The 21,595-nt window shown below is 42.4% G+C and carries 12 protein-coding genes; all 12 read right to left on the minus strand.

Features of this window, described 5'->3' with window-relative positions:
- Nucleotides 1-50 precede the first annotated feature (50 nt).
- Nucleotides 51-1,253, minus strand: coding sequence for a methionine adenosyltransferase (metK, locus tag MKX30_RS17270; protein WP_023990685.1), 1,203 nt, complete (start codon nt 1,251-1,253; stop codon nt 51-53).
- A 333-nt stretch (nt 1,254-1,586) separates the two neighbouring features.
- On the minus strand, nt 1,587-1,877 hold the full coding sequence (locus MKX30_RS17275) for an alpha/beta-type small acid-soluble spore protein (RefSeq protein ID WP_023990686.1): 291 nt from the start codon (nt 1,875-1,877) through the stop codon (nt 1,587-1,589).
- A gap of 141 nt (nt 1,878-2,018) precedes the next feature.
- Nucleotides 2,019-2,597: a hypothetical protein gene (locus tag MKX30_RS17280; protein ID WP_279835459.1), complete on the minus strand. Its 579-nt coding sequence runs from the start codon at nt 2,595-2,597 to the stop codon at nt 2,019-2,021.
- A gap of 46 nt (nt 2,598-2,643) precedes the next feature.
- Entirely contained in the window at nt 2,644-4,179 is a 1,536-nt protein-coding gene (locus tag MKX30_RS17285) for a stalk domain-containing protein (protein WP_279835461.1), read from the minus strand.
- 99 nt (nt 4,180-4,278) lie between these two features.
- The gene (locus tag MKX30_RS17290; RefSeq protein ID WP_279835463.1) at nt 4,279-6,651 is read right to left on the minus strand and encodes a copper amine oxidase N-terminal domain-containing protein; all 2,373 of its coding nucleotides are present in this window, start codon (nt 6,649-6,651) and stop codon (nt 4,279-4,281) included.
- Nucleotides 6,652-7,195: 544 nt separating this feature from the next.
- Nucleotides 7,196-8,542 (minus strand): efflux RND transporter periplasmic adaptor subunit, encoded by a 1,347-nt coding sequence (locus MKX30_RS17295; protein WP_339201053.1) that lies wholly within the window; start codon nt 8,540-8,542, stop codon nt 7,196-7,198.
- Nucleotides 8,543-8,561: 19 nt separating this feature from the next.
- Nucleotides 8,562-11,699, minus strand: a complete 3,138-nt coding sequence (locus MKX30_RS17300) for an efflux RND transporter permease subunit (protein ID WP_023990691.1) — start codon at nt 11,697-11,699, stop codon at nt 8,562-8,564.
- A gap of 352 nt (nt 11,700-12,051) precedes the next feature.
- Complete coding sequence (locus MKX30_RS17305; protein WP_341063145.1) at nt 12,052-16,071, minus strand: S-layer homology domain-containing protein; 4,020 nt, start codon at nt 16,069-16,071, stop codon at nt 12,052-12,054.
- Between the two features lie 190 nt (nt 16,072-16,261).
- Complete coding sequence (locus tag MKX30_RS17310) at nt 16,262-17,392, minus strand: glycosyltransferase family 4 protein (RefSeq protein ID WP_341063146.1); 1,131 nt, start codon at nt 17,390-17,392, stop codon at nt 16,262-16,264.
- A gap of 137 nt (nt 17,393-17,529) precedes the next feature.
- Nucleotides 17,530-18,291 carry a WecB/TagA/CpsF family glycosyltransferase gene (locus MKX30_RS17315; protein WP_081047531.1) on the minus strand — a complete coding sequence of 254 codons (762 nt, stop codon included), beginning with the start codon at nt 18,289-18,291 and terminating at the stop codon, nt 17,530-17,532.
- 8 nt (nt 18,292-18,299) lie between these two features.
- Complete coding sequence (gene csaB, locus MKX30_RS17320; protein WP_053326262.1) at nt 18,300-19,436, minus strand: polysaccharide pyruvyl transferase CsaB; 1,137 nt, start codon at nt 19,434-19,436, stop codon at nt 18,300-18,302.
- Nucleotides 19,412-21,427, minus strand: a complete 2,016-nt coding sequence (locus MKX30_RS17325; RefSeq protein WP_025724240.1) for a DUF5693 family protein — start codon at nt 21,425-21,427, stop codon at nt 19,412-19,414. The genes csaB and MKX30_RS17325 overlap by 25 nt, the downstream gene beginning before the upstream one ends.
- Between the last annotated feature and the right edge of the window lie 168 nt (nt 21,428-21,595).

Raw genomic sequence — 21,595 nt, forward strand, 5'->3', positions numbered from 1 at the left:
TGAAACAGTCTTTTTGGGTTATTACTTTTATTTTGATAACATACGAGGAGTTACAGCCCCGCTTGTTCTTTTAGAATTTCAGCTTTATCTACGCTCTCCCATGGTACATCCAAATCTGTACGGCCAAAGTGACCGTAGGCAGCAGTTTGCTTATAAATTGGACGACGCAGATCCAACATGCGAATAATGCCTGTTGGGCGCAGATCAAAGTTATTTCGGATCAATTCAACCAGCTTCTCATCACTCACTTTACCCGTACCGTATGTATCGACGTTAATCGAAACAGGCGTAGCTACACCGATGGCATAAGCAAGCTGAATTTCCACTTTGTCTGCCAATCCTGCTGCTACGAGGTTTTTCGCTACATAACGAGCAGCGTAAGCAGCGGAACGGTCCACTTTGGTCGGATCTTTACCGGAGAATGCTCCCCCGCCATGACGTGCATAACCACCATACGTATCCACAATAATTTTACGGCCTGTCAGACCTGCATCTCCTTGAGGGCCACCGATAACAAAGCGTCCTGTCGGATTAATGTAATACTTGGTTTGCTCATCCAATAATTCGGCAGGGACAATTGGCAAAATAACCTTTTCTTTGATGTCTGCTTGAATTTGCTCCAAAGTAGTATCCTCTGCATGCTGCGTAGAAACCACAATAGCATCAATACGAACAGGTTTACCATTTTCATACTCTACCGTTACTTGGGTTTTACCGTCTGGACGAAGGTAATTCAGTGTTCCATCCTTACGTACTTCAGACAAGCGTCGTGCAATACGGTGAGACATAGCGATAGGCAAAGGCATCAACTCAGGTGTCTCGTTCGTAGCAAAACCAAACATCAAGCCTTGATCCCCAGCCCCAATGTTTTCCGTTTCTTTATCTACTTCAGCAGGATCACGGCTTTCCAAGGCAGCATTAACCCCTTGAGCAATGTCCGGCGACTGTTCATTCAAAGAAGTCAATACAGCGCAAGTATTATAGTCGAAACCGTATTTCGCACGTGTATAGCCAATTTCCTTAATCGTATTACGTACAATGGATGGAATATCCACGTATTCCGATTTGGAGCTGATTTCACCAATGACAAGAACGAGACCAGTAGCTACCGATACTTCACATGCTACCCGTGCATTAGGGTCATTAGCCAGAAAGGCGTCCAATACAGCATCGGATATCTGATCACAGATTTTATCCGGATGGCCTTCTGTTACAGACTCGGACGTGAACAAATGACGGCCTTTTACAGACATGAATTTCAACCTCCCACAATTAAAATACATGAGGATTTATAAAAAAATCCTGACATGGCAATGGTATTATTCAGATACCTTCAAGCCAACAAATGGCGGGAGATATCTTGTTACACCTGATTAATAAAAAATGAACCTTTTCCGGTAGGAAAAGGTTGCGTACAAGCCTCAAATGCCATGATATCCTATTTAAAACAAGGTGTCAATTCATACAGCCCAATTACAACTTTCGAAATTGAGGTAAGTTTACATGCAAACCATTTTCGATTCACATGTAAATAACCCCAGTTTATACGCTACTATATAATCAAAAACTGTAAAAATTATTGCAATTTACAATGTACCATATTCAGATAAGCTACGTTCAGCAGATTGTATCAATCGCTTAGTAATTTCACCACCAACTGAACCGTTCTGTCTTGAAGTTAAATCACGCCATGCTACATTTTCGCTCCCCGCAAACTCCCCCAATTCTGCAGCAAATTCACTGTCAGCCTTAGGTTGTATATGTGCATATTGGGGATTATAAACAGGCAGCCCAAATTCAGCAGCGATCTCATACTTCAAATCATCTAACCTGGCACGGCTTTCAGGAATTAATCGTCTTTGACCTCTTGATGCCATCGTATACACCCTCCACTAAACGTATTGTCTTTCATGGGGGTAGTGTGCAGCGATTAGGTTCAACTTAGCCAAGAACAATTTGCTATCCCAAGCAGTATTTAAGAAAAAGAGCCACCGAAAGCAACTTATATACAAAACAGTTTACTGAATAGTATAACTGCCTCGTACCATAACGACCAGACCAAACTTCTGACCTTCTTTTACTTGAATACCTCTTCCTTCTCTAGGAAACGATAATAAATGATTTTTCTGGACAGCCTGATTATGAACAATTTCCGTTCCAGAAGTAATATCAATAGCACCACTGGCATCCATACTATACACAACGGCATAACCATTACGTAAAATAAATTCCGAGCCTGCTTTGGCAATCAGTTTTTGACCAGGCTTTACATCAACAACCTTTAAAGCCTCTGTCTGCTCTGGTGTGGAAGCTTTTCCTGCACTAGAAGTTCCTGACGCCGTTGTGTTAGAAGTAGTATTTGTTGCTGGAGCATTCGAACTAGTCGTTTTACTACTCGTGTTACTTGCTGGTACTCCACCTTTAATTGCCTGAGCAATTTTTTGGTCGACATAGCTTTTGGTTACGACTGGATCATCAGCTGTACCAGGTTGTCCAGAACTGGAGGCACCATTAACTGAATTGTTCATTAAGGAGCCAGCAACAATTCCTCCTCCAAGTAAAACAGCAGCCAACGATACTTTATAGCGTGATTTCATGAAGTCCTCCTACAGCAGGTTATAGCAAGTATAGGTTAAGCTTTAATTATTGTGCGCTAGCTCCAGAAGAACCCTGCATAGCCCAAGGCTTATCAAAAGCCAACTTCAAAGTATCAATATTTGTAACTATATCTTCAGCCTGTTGCTCAGCAGTAGTCACTTTCAAATTAGCTTCATAAACCTGAAGCTCTGTAGCCAACCCAACATCAAACTGCTTCTTAGCCATATCAGCTGCACTTCTTGCACTCACCAAACCAGCTTGAATCTGTGAGTACTGGCTTTCTAATGCTTTGATGTTGTTATAGATTGTTCTTACTGCTTCTTCGAGTTGTCTCTTTGTGCCTTCTGTTGCATACTGAGCTTTTTCAACATTAAGTTGCTCAGCTTCGTAAGGTGTGTTTCCTGGCGTACTAAAATTGTAGAGCTTCAGGCTCAATTCAGCTAAATCCACTTTTTGCTCGCTCAGCCAAATGGCCGTGCTGCTAGTAAGTACTTGGCTTACTTTTGTCTCTACATTATCTTTAAATTCAGAATAGACAGGCTTATCCTTCAATTCATAACGTTGCTCCGGTTTGTAGCCAATCACTTGGTTCAACGACACATAAGCACTATCCAGATCTTTTTTTGCTTTTTCTAAAGCAGCTTGATTTTGAGTCAACTGATTGGTTGCTTGTGTAACCTCATAATCACTCGACATTTGATTATCTCTTTTAATTTGTGCGACTTTTAGCTTGCGCTCCGCATCTTCGATATTCAATGCAGCTAGCTTGACGGCATTCTGCTTTTGAAGGAGCTTGTTATAAAGATCCTTTACGTTATATTCAATACCTTCTTTGGTCATATCCAAGTTCTTTTTAGCAGCCTCGTAGTTAAGGTTCGTTTGAGCATAACCTTTGAAAGCTTTATCAGAAGCCTCATCACCTGCTTCTGCTGGAACAAAGTTAATATCCTTGCCTGCTTCTTTCATGATTTTTCCAGCCTGATCGATATTCGTTGCTGCTGTTTTAACTGAAGTACTATCAGCTACGGCCAGTTTAACTGCATCCTTATAGGTCAAAGAATCATTATAGTAGGTATCATAAGTAACTTGAGTCACAGGAGCTGTGAGAGGCTTACTGGACAAGCTATTGGCTTCACCAGTTGTACTTCCATCTGCTTGGTTTGAAATAGTAATTGTACGTGTACTTTGATCCCAATTTACTTTGGCGCCTAATGATTGGCTCACAAAACGTAGAGGAACAAGTACTTGACCCTTTTGAATTTGAGTTGCCGCATCGAGTTGTACAGGAGCACTATTCTTATAAGCAAGCTTGGAACCAACATTCAAAGCCAATGTATCTTCATTTTTAGAAGCAGTTACTTTTTTAGCTTTGCTGTCCCAATCGACTTTCGCACCCAAGCTTTCAAAAACACCACGGAGAGGCACCAAGGTTGTATTTTGGCTAACAACTGGGGACTGGGTATATTGCTGAGTTACACCGTTAATAATAACCTTTATATCACCTGCTTGAGCTCCTGCAAAATTGGCAAATGCAGAAGAAAGAACTAATGTAGAAAGTGCTGCCACTCCAAAACGTTTCATAATTTCTCTCCTTTGTCAATATGACTAATAAAAGAAAAGGGCTCCAAAAGGAACCCTCTTCTCATCTAATTCAGTTAACTCAAAAGAGTTGCTCTTAAATTAGTTGTTGTTTTCAACAGTTACTGTTTTAGCAGTTGCATCATAGTTGATGGATGCATCCAACGCTCTGCTCACCCAGAAGATAGGCAGTACAGTACGGTTTTTGTTAGTTACAGCTTTAACGTCCATACGAATCACAGAACCGTTAACAGTCAACAGGTTAGTGTTCAGTTTGATTTGAGCAACGCGGTCACCTTTAATCAGGGTAACTGTGGAAGTTGCTTTGTCAAACAGGATGTTTTGTGGGGATACACCCAAAGCTTCAGCTGCATAACGTACTGGCAAGTAAGTGCGTCCGTTTTCAGCATAAGCAGCTACATCAGAAGTTTTACTTTCGCCGTTCACAGTGTAGGAAGTGCTTCCCAGTGTGAAGACAGCTTTAGTTTTAGTAGCACCTGGAGCTGGAGTTCCAACAGTTGCGATTGCTACTTCAGCAGCTGCAGTGTTGTTGTCTTTCCAGTTTTGAGTGTTGTCAGTTGCGCCTTTGTAAGCAGTGTAAGAAACTGCGCTACCTTTCAGCTTAGCAACGATGTCGCCTTGAGCTACAGTACGGTCAACAGTCAGCTTAGGAGCCGAGATTGTGATTGTACTTGGAGTAGCACTTTCGCTATCGATGTAGAAGCTCAGACGGCCTTTGTTGCTTTCGCCGTAAGTATCAGTAGATACGCTCTTCACTTTAACGTCACCAGCTGTAACTTTTACTTCTGGAGTAGAAGCAAAACGTACGCCTGTTGGCAATTCCAAGATTACTTCACGGCTACCGTCTTTCTTAACGAAAGCTTCTTTAGCAGCTTCAGTGATTGTGATATCGCCAACTTGTTGGTCGCCCAGACCGATTGTCAGGGTTGGTTTGGAAGCAGCAGCCAGAGTAACTGCTTGTTTCACAGTTGCAACCTTAACAGTACCGCTCAGACCTTGGCTACCAGCAACATCAACGTTCAGATCGCCAGAGAAACCTGGTTGCGTAGCAACTTCAACGTTTTTCAATTTCAGACTACCAGCATCAGTTGTGCTGTTAGCGTTGTTGAAAGTCAATTTCAAAGTACGTTTGTCAGAGTCAGTATAGGAAACCTCTGCTCCACCCAAACCGTTAGTGTTCTCCATAGAACCGGAGAAGTTGCTTCCTGGGTTATTGCTTTCAAAAGTTGACTGCCAACGAGCACCTTCAGGCAGACGCAAAGTTACAGTACGTCCTTTTACGAAAGAACCAGCAACAGTTTCTTTAATTGTAACATCACCAATTTTTTGCTCATCATGACCAGCAAGAATTGTTGATGGAGTAGCAACGGAAACGCCACCACCGATTTGACCATAGCTACCAACTACGAGGGAGCTAACATCAGTTGTTGCATTACCAGAGATACTAACTGTAACGTCGCCTTCTTTTGCACTGTTTTCATCATCAACATAGAATCCTACAGGCAATTGGAAAGATGTTTGGTCGTCACTTACTTTTTTCAAAGACAAAGTAAGCGTATCGCCATCAGTAGAGTAGTTCACATCTGATGGTTGAATTGCTTTGTCTGTCTTAGAAGTAAACAAAATAGTGGCTGGGCTTTTAGGAGCGGAATCCCATTTGAAACCACTAGGCAATTTCAACTTAATGTTGCTATTACCCAAAGAACCAGCTGTTTCTTCTTTAACTTTCAAAGTTGCAGTAAAGTTTTCTTCACTGGATACTGTATCAGCAGCAGACAAAGATACTTGACCGGAAGAAACTACGTTTGCAATTGTTGCTTCACCGCTAGTGAAACCACTTGCAGAAGCTGCATCAAAAGTAGCTTTTACAGGTCCATTGCTAGGTCCGTTAACATTAATTTTACCAAAGTTCAGGTAAAGATCAACGCTATCTTTAGAGTTAGTAAAGTTGAAAGTCACTCTTGCAGAGTTATTAGTGAGCTTCTCTACAGTCAAACCTTCACCCGGAACGTATCCAGTTTCTGCACGAGCTGCAGCATCATCATTGTTATCGCCTGGATCAATGTAAACACCCAAACCATAAGTAGAATCAATAGCAGTAGGGACAACACCAGGAGCAGTAGCGAATTCAAAACCTTTAGGCAATGTAACTGTGAAAGATTCATTTTTGCCAACAGAAGCTTGGCTTACGTTAACTTTCACTCTACCCAGAGTAGTGTTAGTAGTTTGGCTCGAACCAATACTAGGAGTATTAACAGCAGAATAGCTAGAAGCTGCATGGATTGCAGTTGGTGCAGTCAATGCTGCGATTGGAGCTGCAACACCAGCAACCAATGTTGCTGTTGCCAGCACGTTGATCATTTTTTTGTTAAACTTTGTCATAACCTTTTTTTCTCCTCCTTGAATATAACCAGAAATATTATTTTTGTCTTTTTGTCGGATCTTGTCACTCATCAGTCGTTACACCTCCTTTCCGAGCTTTATGAGAACCCTTATAAAATGATATCTGTGACAATATCACAGAAGCTTGGAATCTAGTTGAAAGAAAGCGTCCATTTATGACGTACTCCAGTATTATACAATGTGATAACAATGCAGTAAAGATTTTTTTTAGCGAATTTTGTCTTTACGCTTTTGTACCCCTTTGTTTCATACTCACCCAATTAGACGTAGCATGGGTTCAAAAAGTTGCGTCTGTTTCAAAAAAAATTTTTTTATTTTTTTTGATTATGTATTCCGCTTCCCACAGTAATAATTATACTATTGAACCTGTTCCTCCGTCATCCTACAACTTTTACCTTATCAACCTTAAATGTACAAGGATTATTTTCGTACATTTAAGTCGGTCTTTAATGGAGTATATTCGCTAAGAATTATCCATAGAATATATAAAGCACATAAAGTCTATAGATTCCCTTGAAATCTAATACTCTAATACACTTTAAGTAGTAGGAATGACGGAGTAACAGTGATTTACGGTAAATATAACCGAGACAAATTACTTCACTACATTAATCTTCGCGCCATCCGTAAGCAGACTAACGCCCTTAACGACAACATTTTGTCCTTCAGCAAGCCCCTTGGTTACCTCAATCTGTTTGGCACTTTCCTGGCCTGTCTGCACCTCTACCCGCTTAGCCACTGTTCCTTCCACTACATAAGCATACTTTTTTCCTGCCTGCTCCGTAATGGCATCCTGCGATACCAAAATGTTTTTAGGAGCTTCTGATTTCATGTATACAGTTACAACCATCCCTGATTTTAATTCACCTGAACCATTAGGAACCGAAATCTCGACAGGATATGCCTTGAGATCATTATCCATTACCGGATTGACGGCCGATACTCTGGCCTCAATTCGCTTATCTAAGGAGTCCACACCTACAGTCACAGATGAACCCACCTGCAACTTAAGAAGCTCAGATTCAGAAACGTTAACTTTAGCAATAATAGGATTGGTATTCGCTATTGTAGCAACCGCGGATTGTGCACTAACCATTTGCCCCTGGGTTCCTGTTACTACCGATATCGTGCCGGAAATCGGAGCTTTGACTACAGCATCCACCAGTTGACTACGTGCTGTGTCTAAACTGGACTTAGCTTGATTGACAGAAGCACGAGCTACGTCAATGCCGGTTTTCTGTTGTGCAAGACGTAATGATTTTTGAGCATTGCTATATGTTGTTTGTGCACTTTCCTTGGACGTTTGCGCATTGTGAAGTGTGATCTGTGCATTCTCCACCGCAGTCAAAGCTCTTCTATGCGCTATTTGAGACTGCTCTAACTCGGATTGAGATAGAGCGCCCGCACTAAACAACTGTTGGTTGCGATTGAGCGTATTTTGAGCATCACGCACGGAACTCTGAGCATCGACCAGACTGGTCTGAGCTTGGGTGATAGTGTTGTCTTGCTGTACAAGCGCACTTTTCGCTTGATCCACGCTGGACTCTGCCTGTTGCACCGATTGCGCTGCGCCTGACTCAGCCTGCTTTAAATTGGCCAGGGCAACCTGGTACGATTCCTGGGATTGCTTAATCGAGTCCCGCAAGTCCTTTTGGTCTATAGTAAACAATGTGTCGCCCTTATTTACTTTTTGCCCCACTGTAAGGTTAATGCTTTGAATTTTGCCACTAATTTTCGGAGACACCTGAGCCGTCTCTTTAGGAGCAAAGCTTCCAATAATACCTGTTGAATCGTTAATACTACCTTTGGTCACTTTTGCCACTTGGACCGGAGTGGCTTGCTGCGCCGTAGTCGGTGCGGCAGGGGCCTCCCCCCCACCGCAACCCGCTAATGCAACTGATAAAAGCAAAGTTGTAGCAATCAGAGCACTTTTTTTATTCATTATGTTTCTCCACCTCACCTTATATATGAACACTTTTTTGTAGTTTCGCTTCTTTTTTTAATTCTCTCTTCGCTTGTCTTTTTAATTTCCGATTCTTACGTTTTTCTATCATATTATCCATGATGACGTAGACTACCGGAATAAGAATCAATGTTATAACAGCTGCGAAGGATAACCCGAACACAACAACAACTGCCATCGGTGCTTGTGTCTCGTTACCACTGCCTGTAGCAAATGCCATTGGGAGCAAAGCTAGTACAGTAGCCAGCGTGGTCATCAAAATCGGACGCAACCGCTCAGACGCTCCATGAATAATAGCTTCATCCCGATCTTGGCCGTCTTTTCGGAGCTGAATTATAAAGTCAATCATAACAATGGCATTGTTGACGACCAAACCGACGAGCATGATGTAACCTGTCAAAGCTGAAACGCTGAGACTCGCCCCGGTTACAGCTAAACCGATAAGCACACCAATTACCGTAGGTGGAACGGAAAACATAATAACAAACGGTGTGAGCAACGATTCGAACTGTCCTGCCATAACCATATAAATGAGCACGACAGATAGCAAAATAGCTATCGCTAAGTTCATGAAAGACTCCATCATTTGTTCATTTTGGCCGCCACCCGTATCTGCACTGTAGCCCTCTGGGAAGTGAGTAGTCTTCAATAGAGCATCTATTTTTTGATTAATAGTAAGAATATCCCCTGTTCCATCAATATCAGCTGTAATCTGCACTTGACGCGTTTGGTCTTCACGAGTAACAGTATCGGGTACAGTCCGTTTATCAATACTTACTACGGAAGACAAAGGTACATCAATACCTTGCGAAGTGGTGATCCGTAAGGCTTTTAGATTTGACAAATCATGGCGGTTTTTCTCTGGCAACGATATCTTCACATCAATCTGATCTTCACCTGTACGATAGCTTGTGGCGACTGATCCATTAAAAGAAGTATTCACTGCAGATAAGATTTGGGTCGCTGATAAGCCATATCGACTTGCAAGTTCACGATTAACGGTAATCTCATATTCTTCGCGAACAGCACTCAAGGTACTTTTCACATTGACCGTACCCGGTATGTTTTTTACGTCCGCAACGAGATTGTCCGAGAGTTCTCTCAGGACGTCAATATCGTCACCTTTTAAGTTAATATTAACAGCCGCTCCGCTTGAAAGGCCTGTTGTAGACGCCATTGTAATCTCTGCATCTGGAATGCTATCAAATTTTTTACGAAGGCCATCAACTATAACATCTGTTGCCTGATGTCCATCCTTCAGTGTTACACTTAGATCTGCTGAGTTGGTTGGAGCTGCCCCTGAATAACCAGAATTGCCACCAGAACCAACAGTCACTGTCATTTTATCTAGATCCGGAACTTTCAAAATTTCTTTTTCTATATCTTGAACAACCTTTTCCGTTTCTTCCAAGACCGTTCCATTAGGAAGTTTCACATTAATTGTGAATTCCCCAGTATCGGATGCTGGGATAAATTCAGCCTTAACGAAAGGAACTAGAGCCCCAGCTGCCACAAACATTAATAAAGTAATAATTAACACAGATTTTCTATGGTTAATTCCCCACTTCAGTATACGGCGATACCCACTCTTAAATTTCTCGAAACCAATATTAAACCACACGATAGGGTTAACACCCTTATAAGTACCTGAAGAATAAATGGATTCATCTGGCACGGTAGGTAGCCAACGTGATCCCAGCATCGGCACAATCATAAGGGATACAAGCAAGGCTGCAATGTGAGAGAAAATAACTGTTAACGCCAACGGTTTAAATAGAACTCCCGCAATTCCGTCAACAAAAACAACTGGTAAAAATACTACGATCTGCGCAAGTGCAGATGCCATAACGGCATTACCCACCTGCTTGGAGCCATCAATAGCCCCTTGTAGCATGCTTTTCCCTTCATGTCGCTGTCTAAAAATATTCTCAATAATAACAACCGCAAAATCGACAAAGGATCCTAACCCCAGAAGCAAACCGCTCAGTGAAATAATATTAATGGTTTGTCCGGTGAAATACATCATCATAAACGTAGCTACGAAGGAAATTGGAATAACGATAGTAGCAATAATGGTAGAACGTATACTATTCAAAAATAACAGCAACACAATAGCTGCGATAATAAGTCCCAATATAGCATGCTCTACTAGTGAGTGTACGGAGTCGCTAATCGGTTTGGATGCATCTGTTACCATCTCCAATTGAGTTCCCGGAGGCAATTCCTTCCGTATCGAATCTAAACTATCCTTTACAGAATCGGCGATTGAAAGGGTATTCCCCCCTGTGGCTTTAGTAACAGAAATATTGATACTTGGCTTTCCGTTATAGGTAGAAATGGTTGTAACATCATCCAAGGAATCTTCAACTGTCGCGATGTCCTTTAGCTTAATGCTTCCCTTCCCTACTGGAATTGGCGTTTCACCCATTTCTGAAACAGCTTTGTATTCACCTTGAACCCGAAGTTGGATTTCTGTATTACCTCGGTACACCGAACCAGCAGAACCCGCTACGTTATTAGACGATAGCGCTTGGCTGATTTGATCTAGCGTAATGCCATAGCTTTGAAGTTTGGCTTGGTCTACAGTAATCTTCACAAGCCGAGCTTGCCCACCTGACATGTTGGCTGCAGCTACTCCCGCAATTCTTTCAAGCCGCGGCTCAATAATATCTTCAGCAATAGGCTTCAACTTGTTAATATCCTGGTCTCCTGTAAGAGAGAGCGTAATAACCGGCGTTGCGTTGAGATCCACCTTAAGGACACGCGGCGAATTAGCCGCCTTGGGAAGAGACCCTTTAACCCCATCAACTTTATCTCGCATGTCGAGGGTTGCTTGATTGATATCTACTCCCCAGTTAAATTGAATCATGACCATAGATGTTCCTTCTGAAGACTCGGACATGATTGTGTCCACGTTCTCAATAGAAGCCAGACTTTTCTCAATAGGTTTAGTAACCAATTCCTCAACTTCTGTAGGCGTTGCATTTGGAATACTAGTCACCACTGCAGCGAATGGCAGCTTCATATCCGGCATTTGCTCTACAGGAAGTCTTAACGCAAAAATACCGCCCCCGATTAACAAAGCAATAATTAACATAAATACTGTTACAGGACGGCGTATTGAAAACTGAGACATCTCATCACTCCCCACTCACTTCTCTATGTAATATTAAAACACACACATCCTCTACTACGATGAAATAGGCGTAAAGTTTCAGATAAATGTGCAAAAAAAACATATAGAAAAATAATAAACACATTTTGAGATAAATACTTAAAAAAAAGCAATTAATTACAGACGTTTAAGCCAAATCCAAAACCAAAAACATTGTAAGGCTAATCCACAATTTTTACCTCATTGATATTATGGCATAGGCCCTTAATCCCAGTCAAATAGCTGATTTATAAAAAACATCCCTCTCATGTATATGAAAGGGAATTACCATTTCGCATGGAGGGATGTTTAATAATTTCAGGTGTTTTGTTGATTAGATTTTAGGAAGCAGCTTTTTATCAGCCATAACTTTAGCTACAATAATCGCTGCATCTCCGCGCAAGGTCAGGGAAGTAGGATTAAACATATATCCTTTTTTCAGATCACTTGCATCCACAGGTGAACCCGTAATAAAGCCTTTTTTGGCAATAGCCAATATAGATGCTTGCGCATAGTAATCGATCTTGTCCGCATCTTTAAAGGTCTTAGACAGGTTCTTCATGATCTTGTCATGATCTGTTTCCAGCTTCAAATTCAATGCCTTGGCAATAATGACTGCTGCATCTTGGCGTGTAATTACATCTTCCGGCATAAAGATTCTTGGTTGCGAACCTTTGACAATACCGGCACGTGCAGCTGTTTCAATATAACGATAATCATAGAGCGCATCTGCTGATATCGTATTTGGAATAGACACGTCGTCAAAATGCTTCGCTCCGCTGAAATTAAGCGGAATTTGCAGACCTTTGACGATCATAGACGTAAATTCGCCTCTTTTAATGTAGCTGTCTGGTCCAAAGCTATTAATCGGATCCATTGGGTTCATAACACCTTTAGCCAAGATGGCTTCGATGTAATCTCTGGCGTATTTATGCTTAATGACATCACTATACGTTTCTCCAACTTTAGCAACTACATAGTAACCGAAACGATCAAACGGTACCTTAATGGTATGTTTTTTCGGATCCACCACACCACCAATGTTCTGCCAATCTTTAAGATCAGAATCAAAATAGAACACCGTCATTTGTTTCCCTGCATCCTGAGCGATACTGTTATCATACGTCAAAGTTAATGTTGCACGCTTGGATGGTACTAATTCATTAGAAGGATCACGCCAGTAGAAGTTTTTAATCTTGCTACTGTCATTTTGCGACTTGTTAGCCAATTGATAAGGATCGGCACCATAAGTTACCGGATCGTAATCATCTGTTTTAATATCATCTGCTGTACCTGGATCAATCCAGAATACTGGACTTGACTTGGTAAAACGATTTGGGAATTCTCTGTTAAAGTATCTACTTCCATCTGCAATCAAGCTCTGCATATCCGACAATGCTTTTTCGGTTTCAAATTCATGACGATCGACCACACCATCTTCGCTATTTGCTATCGCAAAGTACAAAGTGTGACCAGAGAAAACCTGGTTTTTGAACTGTTGCGGTTGATCGTAATCCCGACGAATCAGACTCGTTCCCTTTGCAAAAGCAAGTGTAAGATTGCCATCGAACACTTTGTGCGATGTTTTCATCGCTTCCATGTACTGCTCACCAGGAATATTAGTAGGCACATATTTAACAGTAATGGTCTGTTTCAATTTTTCTTTACCTACAGTAACCACTACGTCAATTTTATTATCTTTGTTGGCTTTTAGACCTGTAACGATGGCTTTGTAAGTAGATGGATAATCAATGGTACCATCATAATCAGAGTCGAATCCCTCTTGAACTGCTGTTTCTTTACCTACCGTAACACTATCTGCATTACCTGCGTTTACAACAACTTGCACAAAGTTTTGATTCACGATTCTCTTTTCAGGGAGCGGACGCAAAATATCAAAAGATGTGGATTGACCTGATACTTGCAGTCGGAAAGTAGCAAATGGTCCGCTCTTGCCGCTATTGTACAAGGTAATGTTATAAGCTACTGGTGTTCCATCTTGCGAAATAGTTTGGTTTTTCAACACAAAGCTGAAATACTTTTTGTCCGGATGGTAGTACACAAGCAGGTCTTTTAAATCTTTATTTGTAAATTTATCTGTAGTAGAACCGGAATTGTATGTTGTCTTAGCATCTTCTGCTGAGAAAAACTCGTTACTCAGTGTCCAATTGACTTCACTGTCATCCGATCCCTTAATCTCCAAAATATATTGATCTTTATTAGCAATATCACTTAACGAACCATTTACCTGATCTGCTTTACCCAAATCAGCAATACTGAAAGTACCAAATACATTGATATTTTTCAGAGATGTATTGTAGTTAGTGTCATCCACTTTGGTGAAATTAGCATCTTTTGATTTCGGAGCAATTTCGCTATATTTCGGCGTATTGCTCAAGCCACTAACTGGTGTGAAAGGGATGATCCCTTGTGTATTCGGAACAGGAATTACTGGAATATTCGTCTGTGTAAAGTTTACTTTTACCGTATTGCTATACTCAATACCTGGCTTGTATACAAACTTGATTTCATTATTCCCGTTCGCCAAGGCATTGGCTGCGGCTGTCTCTGAGGAAGCAGCAAGCTTGAAGTCCGCTCCTGAACCATCCAAATCAACCAATACATTATTAACATACAGGAATACATTTCGGTTACTTCCAGTGTAATGAATATCTGCTGCGTTACTCACATCAAGTAATTTACCTTTAAAGTTGCCCAGCTGAGTCAATTTATAGGTATTCAAGTTTGAGCTGGATGTATTCAACGGAATTTGTTGCCCATCATAAATCGTATCGTATTTCATGAACGGACCCTGCAACAGATTCACTGTTGCTTTAATTAACTTAGTCGAGTCACCATTCAGATAAAAATTCAGTACATTTTGTCCTTCTTTAGGCAAAGTGTCTACATAAGCAACAATTTTCTTCACTTGCGTTGACTTACCATTAATTGTACGAATTACATCTTGAGGCTGCCCTACAGTATGAACCGCTACTCCGGAAAGCTCACTAATTGAAGAAGGTGCACCATTAACAACGATAAACTCCATACCTACAGGTACAGATGCAGCATCTGTAGTCTTGTTCTTCATAGAGCTACCTATTAATTTCATAGCTTCATCTAGAGCAGCTGCCTGATCAGACCCGCTTCCATTAATTCTGTTCAACAATTGAGTATTAAAATCAGGAAGATAGTTAACATCATCAATATACGGCTGAGTGCTACTGCGCAATGTAAATTGGACAGCCGATGGAGCTGGAGGTGTACTGCTATCCGTATAAGTTATGCCCAGGGATGCCCTGGTCAAATGATCAAGTACAGCTTCCGAAGGTACAGTCACCTGAAATGGATATACTTTATAGCCATTTGATGTAACTATATTTGCAGTATCAATTGTAGCATCAACCCCAGTCGCACTACCCACAGCACTACCATTGTTACTCACATCGGTAAAACGTGCATTGATTGTGGCCACTCCTGGATCGGTCGCACCAGCTGGTACCAAAACGTTACCTTTTAAAACCACACCACTTGTAGACGATACAGTAAAGTCAGGCGAAGTGGTCAGATCGGCAGAAACATTCCCATCCTTGTTCAAGGTCAAATCAGAGAATTCCGGTTTACCCGTATAAATCGTAATTTCACGTGTAACTGTGAGGGCCTGAGTCCCGTTGCCCACTTTAATAGTCACTATATTTTTACCTGGACTGAGTACCACACTACCTGTTAATTTATATGCGGTATAAGAGTTAACTGTATACGTATTACTGCTTTTTGCAGACGTGAGCGTTACACTGTCAGCATTAGGAGCCGTACCTTGAATGACTACTTTTACATCATCCGTACCGCTATTGCGTGCGTCTGTCAGCACTGCTGTCTGATTCTCTAGCAACTGCTCGGTTGCACCATTCAGCGTAGCAGATAGATCATAAAGCTTAGGCCCATCTTGATACTCAATGTAAATGGAGTCCTTCATATCAGCCGAATTTTGGCTGCTTTGAAATGTAATCCGGTTCAAACCAGGAAACAGTTTAATGTCTGTAACTTTAAGCGTAGAGCCACTGACCGTAATTCCGCCTTTTTGACTCTCGTTCTTATTAACCACGTTAAGGTTTGTTCCATTTTTAGAGAGTTGGAATACACTATAAGATATAGTACTTCCGTTCACTCCGTTAATCGTACCGTTAACTGTAACTCGGTCAGTGTTTACCATTCTAGCCGAATCCACATCATATTTTTCACTTGGAAAAATAAAATAAGTTCCCGTCGCAGCATGAGCCGTACCTACCAGGGCCGCCGGCACCAAGCCAATGATGAGACCAACCGTCAGCAACATGGATAGCAATCGTTTCAAATCATTGTCCTCCTTTGATTCTGTCGCACCTTGGGGTACGTAATCATTCAATACTTTTTTTATCGGTAGTAAACATACAAAAAATTAGTAAATTCTCAAAAAAGGAGGGAGTTTTTTTACAGCAAACATCAAAAAAGCCTTCAAACCCGCGGTATACCGCCAAGCTTGAAGGCTTACTTTTAAATTAAAATTATAATTTCGAACGTGTTTGGGAATCTGGCTTAGCCAGCAACCGAATCAGTGTATTAATAACTGGGCGTTTGGTTTTGCCAACAAGACCAATAACCTCTGCACCGATCTGTAGGAAGAACATCATAATACAAATCACGACAAAGGTGACCCAGTTCGCTTCATTAAGCGCAGCAGACGATTGAATCACCGCCAATACACCGAAAAATGCAGCAATACCGTAGATAATCAACACCGTCTGTCTGTGACTGAAACCTAGTTCGCGTAAGCAGTGATGCAAATGACCTTTATCCGGAGAGAAAATCGGTTTTTTCTGCAACTTGCGACGAATGATAGCAAAGAATGTATCTGACAAAGGTACACCGATAATAATCAATGGCGTAATAAAAGATACGATAGCAATTTGCTTGAAACCAAGCATGGATAGCATGGCCAGAGAGAAACCTAAAAATAATGACCCTGTATCACCCATGAATATCTTCGCAGGATGAAAGTTAAAAAATAAGAATCCGATAATACTGCCCAGCAGCACAAGACAAAGCATAGCTACCATGTAATTGCCCATCAGTACCGACATCACAAAGATAGTTCCAATCGCAATTCCTGAGACACCTGCAGCCAGTCCATCCAGACCGTCAATCAAATTGATGGCATTCGTTACACCTACGATCCAAAAAATCGTAAGCGGAATGGAAATCCAGCTTTCCAAAGATGAGTATGCATCCTGAAAAGGTACATTTACAAAATCTACACGAATATCAAAAGCAAACACGACCATACACGCAACGGCAATTTGAGCCAAAAATTTCAATTTTGCATCGAGATCAAAACGATCATCGAGAGCACCAATCAGTGTAATCAGCGTACCACCAATCAGAAAGGCTGCGATAAAGTTAATATCCCGAGAGGACAGCATTCCGTCAGGCACAAAAGGTAACACCGCCAATAAGGACAACAGAAATGCCAAGAAAATCCCCAGTCCGCCAAGACGCGGCATAATTCGGGTATGTACTTTTCGGGCATTCGGTACATCGACGGCTCCAACCTTCACAGCGAATTTCTTGACGAGCGGTGTCAGTAACAGCGCAAGTCCCAGTGCCATGATGAACCCAATAATATAGATCAATAACATTTGATCATTCGACCCCCAATTTTAAAGCAATCCCTTTTCAGATGTAACCGCATTGAATTATACTCTGATCAAAAATAAATACCAAGCTTCATATTCTGGCAAATTAGCGGGTTTTGTAGGCAGATTCAAGCTATTTATCACACTTTTGTGACGTTTTCTTTTTCGCGCATCACTTTCGCGGCGAATTTCGGCAGCGCAAGCATTCTTTTGTAACGGCTTGGCTCTTTAAGGAGTCTATATAACCATTCAGCCCGTAGCTTTTGAAACAATTTAGGTGCGCGTTTGGTTCTGCCTGATATAACATCGAAGCTACCGCCAACCCCCATCATCACCGGTACACCCAGCTGTTCCTTATATTTACCAATCCAGGGTTCCTGCGTGTCCGCTCCACGTGCTACAAACAACAAATCAGGATTTGCTTCACGAATGGCTGCAATCACGGCTTCATCCTCTTTAGGTCCAAAAAAACCATCACGCTTGCCACAAACCGTAATTGCGGGATAAAGCTCATGTACCCGCTTTGCGGTCGCTTGAATCACCTCAGATGTTGATCCCAGTAAATAAACCTTCCAATGATAGTTTTCTCCAGCTGCAAGTAATTCATGTAACAAGTCAAAGCCCGCTACCCGCTCAGGTACAGGATGTCCTACATAGTTTGCAGCCCAGACCACGCCAGTCCCATCCGGAACAATCAACTCTGCCTGTTTCATCACGTTCATGTATACTGGATCTTCCAATGCAGCCATTACCATAATCGGATTGGCAGTGATCACTTGATGGGGCTGGCGAGACTCCACTGCTTGAATTAATACATTTAATGTATCTTTCATATTAAGCCTTGATACCGGAACACCGAATATCGGGACGGTAGGCACATTCGTAACCTTATCAACTGTCACTGTATCCATCATCCTTTGCGACACAAGTAATTAACGATATGTTGTGCCGGTAAGCGAGCCTCACTTTTTAACAAAGCAATGGCCGCTTCCTGGCTCTCGATCCATTGACTTCGCTGATCTAGCAACCGCATAGACTTATTAGCCAGTTTTTGTCCATCCAGTGCCTCTGTAGTGCCTACAGGCTGGCTACCGACACGGCTGAGGAAATGGTCAATTTTAGGATCGTAGGATATCCCCAACGGAGGCACCTGGTGGGATGCTGCATAGATCAAGCTGTGTAATCGCATCCCGATCATCAAACTGCAACGGCTGACTTCCAAAAGCATCTGTTGAGGATCAGTGACTTGATCACACATGCTGACAAGGCTCCCCGTCCCCCTAATATCCCCCAACAAATCCATTACCATCCTTGAAGCCTGCTCGTCATCAGGCAGATGGAAAGGTAAAAAGCGTAAGTGTACACGGCGCTCAGCAGCTAATCTTTTTAAGCCGTCCGCAATAGCCGTTAAATCGCGACGTTCCTTATCCCAATAACGTACAGATACGCCAACGATCGGAAGTTTATCCATATCAGTCTCAAATGCTGCTTTATGCAGCTCGGAACCCGGGGGCAATGGAAGCCCCATTACCGGATCAGGAACAACTTCGACAACCGGGCGCTTCAGTTTCATAGTACCCAGCAGTGCGGCAGACTGCTCATCTCTTACAGAAACATATTCACAGCGCTGAAACACAGAACGGATCATAGGATAAAATATCTTCCGTTGTACCGGACCAATGCCCTGAGCATATACAAACGTCGGCTTTCCAGCCCATTGGGCCAGTTTCAGAATCGCCAGATAATACGGAATGCTTTTAGGGCTTGTTGCATCCTGGAGCAAACTCCCGCCGCCACTTATTAGCCCATCGCTGTTTTTAATCGCTCTACGAACTTCCCCCAGACTCATCCGCTCTACAGCTTCTACCCCGTACATTTTCTGTGTCCAGGCGGGGTCAGAAGACAGAACAACAGGCTTGATTGTAATCCCCGCCTGACGACTCTCCTCCTCTAAAGCTGTCAAAATCGACTTGAGCACCGCCTCATCTCCACTATTGCGAAAGCCGTAATAACCCGAGATGATTATCGTTTGAGCTGTGGTGACCATTTCTTCCAACACCCTTCCAGCACTTGCCACACGACAATTGCGATGATTCCCAGCACCAGACCGAAGCCCAATCCTAACAGCCCGCGACTAAGCGACAGTGCCGCTGGAGAGTGAATGTGAGCAAAGGTATCCACCATAGAGGCTTGGCCAATAGCAGCTATAATCAGTAAATAGATTGCTTTGCGATATTTCAAAGCCAGGAACGCCCCTGCAATAAACAGTGGGTGAGCCATCAAAAATTCCTTATTGCGCGGACGTACACCAAACGCATTTTCAAGGAAGTTCCGGAAAACCAGCTCCGTGTTCGACACCGTACCCGCATTTCCGGTACGAGTCAAATAGTAATAGCCTGCGGCTGCGATAACAGCCAGTGCGATCACCCACAATACAGTAATCGGCGTACGTAGCAGCTTGGAAATTTCCTCCCGTATAGAAACACCACGATAAAAGAAAATATATATCGCTGCTAAGAAGATCGGCAGAATGTGAAGCAAGCTTACACCTCTAAATTGGTTCAGCACAAGGCTGTAAGCAATACTATTCAACAGAGCAATAACAAAAGGCACTGCAGCCAGCGACAAAATCGCTGTCTGTACGTACAGTATAAGCGTTTGAATCAAACGCTGACCTACAGAAAGTTCGGACCCCTGTTCACGTTTAATTCTAATCGTACGCACGGCGATAATCATTGCAACCGTAGGTCCGCTAATCGCCGCGAGTAGGGCTAGACCTTGCTCCATCAAGCTGGAGTTCAAAACATAAAGTCCTGCTGAACCTACCAAACCGAGTGAAAATGCCAGCAAAGTCAATGCCGGGACGAAATAGGACACCATAATGGAGAAGAATGCCAGTGCACCCAGTACGACAATCATTTTCAGATAGCGCTGAATGGACGAATCGACGACTTGGAACGGTTCAGCCTGTCCAAGTTCAAACCCCTTTTTCTCCATCCGTTGTACAGCGTTACCCGGCTTGTCCAAGCTGTGGATTAGGTTATCTACCGAATCCTTCACCTTGGCTTCAGCAATACTACGGCTAGGCGCGGTATTCAGATACAACATGCGAATATTACGATCCTTGGTAGCCAATGCAAAACGATCGGCCAACGTTTCCACATCGAGCGTTGAATCTTTATCGCTCAATGAGTATAAACGCACAACGTTATAGTGGATATCGTAAGCGAGCTTATTGAAGCCTGCTTGCGGTTTTTTTAAGTTTTCGATAGCAGCTAGGCCAATATCGTATTTGTTCAGCAATTTAGCAAATGCCGCCAAGCTATGCTCTTTCTCGTTATCAGTGAAGCCTTTGACTGAATCACCTTCAAACAAAATGCGTTTTACACCATTCTGCTGAAAGGAAGCAAGCATCTCTTCCGTCAACTCCTGGTTGTAAGGAAGACTGTCGCTCATCCGTGGAACAATAAAAAATCCTTTGCTCCGAAGCTGCTTCATCGCAATCGGGTCAGGCTGCATGGGCTTGAGATACGCATCCTCTGGAGATGTTTCCACAACTAACCCTTCCTGTCCCTGATAAGTCCAAGGTTTTACATTGATGTCCAGGCTTGTAAACGTACGTAAAATTAACGGCTTTAATGCCTCGGCATTTTCTTTATCAGCGAAAACAATATACGTAAAATTCTCATTTGCAGGTGAAAGCCGTTTTTCCATATCGGCAACGTTCTGAGTCGTATAGGTTACGACGCGACCCGCTTTACGGAAATCATCCAACGTACTTTCATACATAGCCATGCTGTTCACACCCGCTTGCTGTAAGCGGTCAAGTTGCTCATTCAGATAGTCCTGCGGGTGAGCCTGATACGAGGCTGCCTCCGTCAAATCCCGATAATCGAATACAATCTCTACTTTTTTACTCGAGGATTCTGTCTTCACACGATCGGCGATGACCGGAATGGAAGCCAGCAAGCCGACAGCCACCAAAATCCATAACCATTTTCGAGAAGCCGTATTCCAATACTGCCATTTCTGATACACCAAAGAACCTCCTTAATATTCGGGATTTTGCAAAATTCAATGCTGCCCACCTTGCCGTACTCAGCCTTTTGGTAGGTCACTCATTGAATTTTGCAAAATCCTCCGTTGCCGGAATAAGCCTATTTTCCCAAAGCCTCTTCCAGGTTATTCTGCAATACAGAAATGACC

The organism is Paenibacillus sp. FSL P2-0173 (assembly GCF_038008045.1).
GTDB classification, from domain to species: Bacteria; Bacillota; Bacilli; order Paenibacillales; family Paenibacillaceae; genus Paenibacillus; species Paenibacillus polymyxa_B.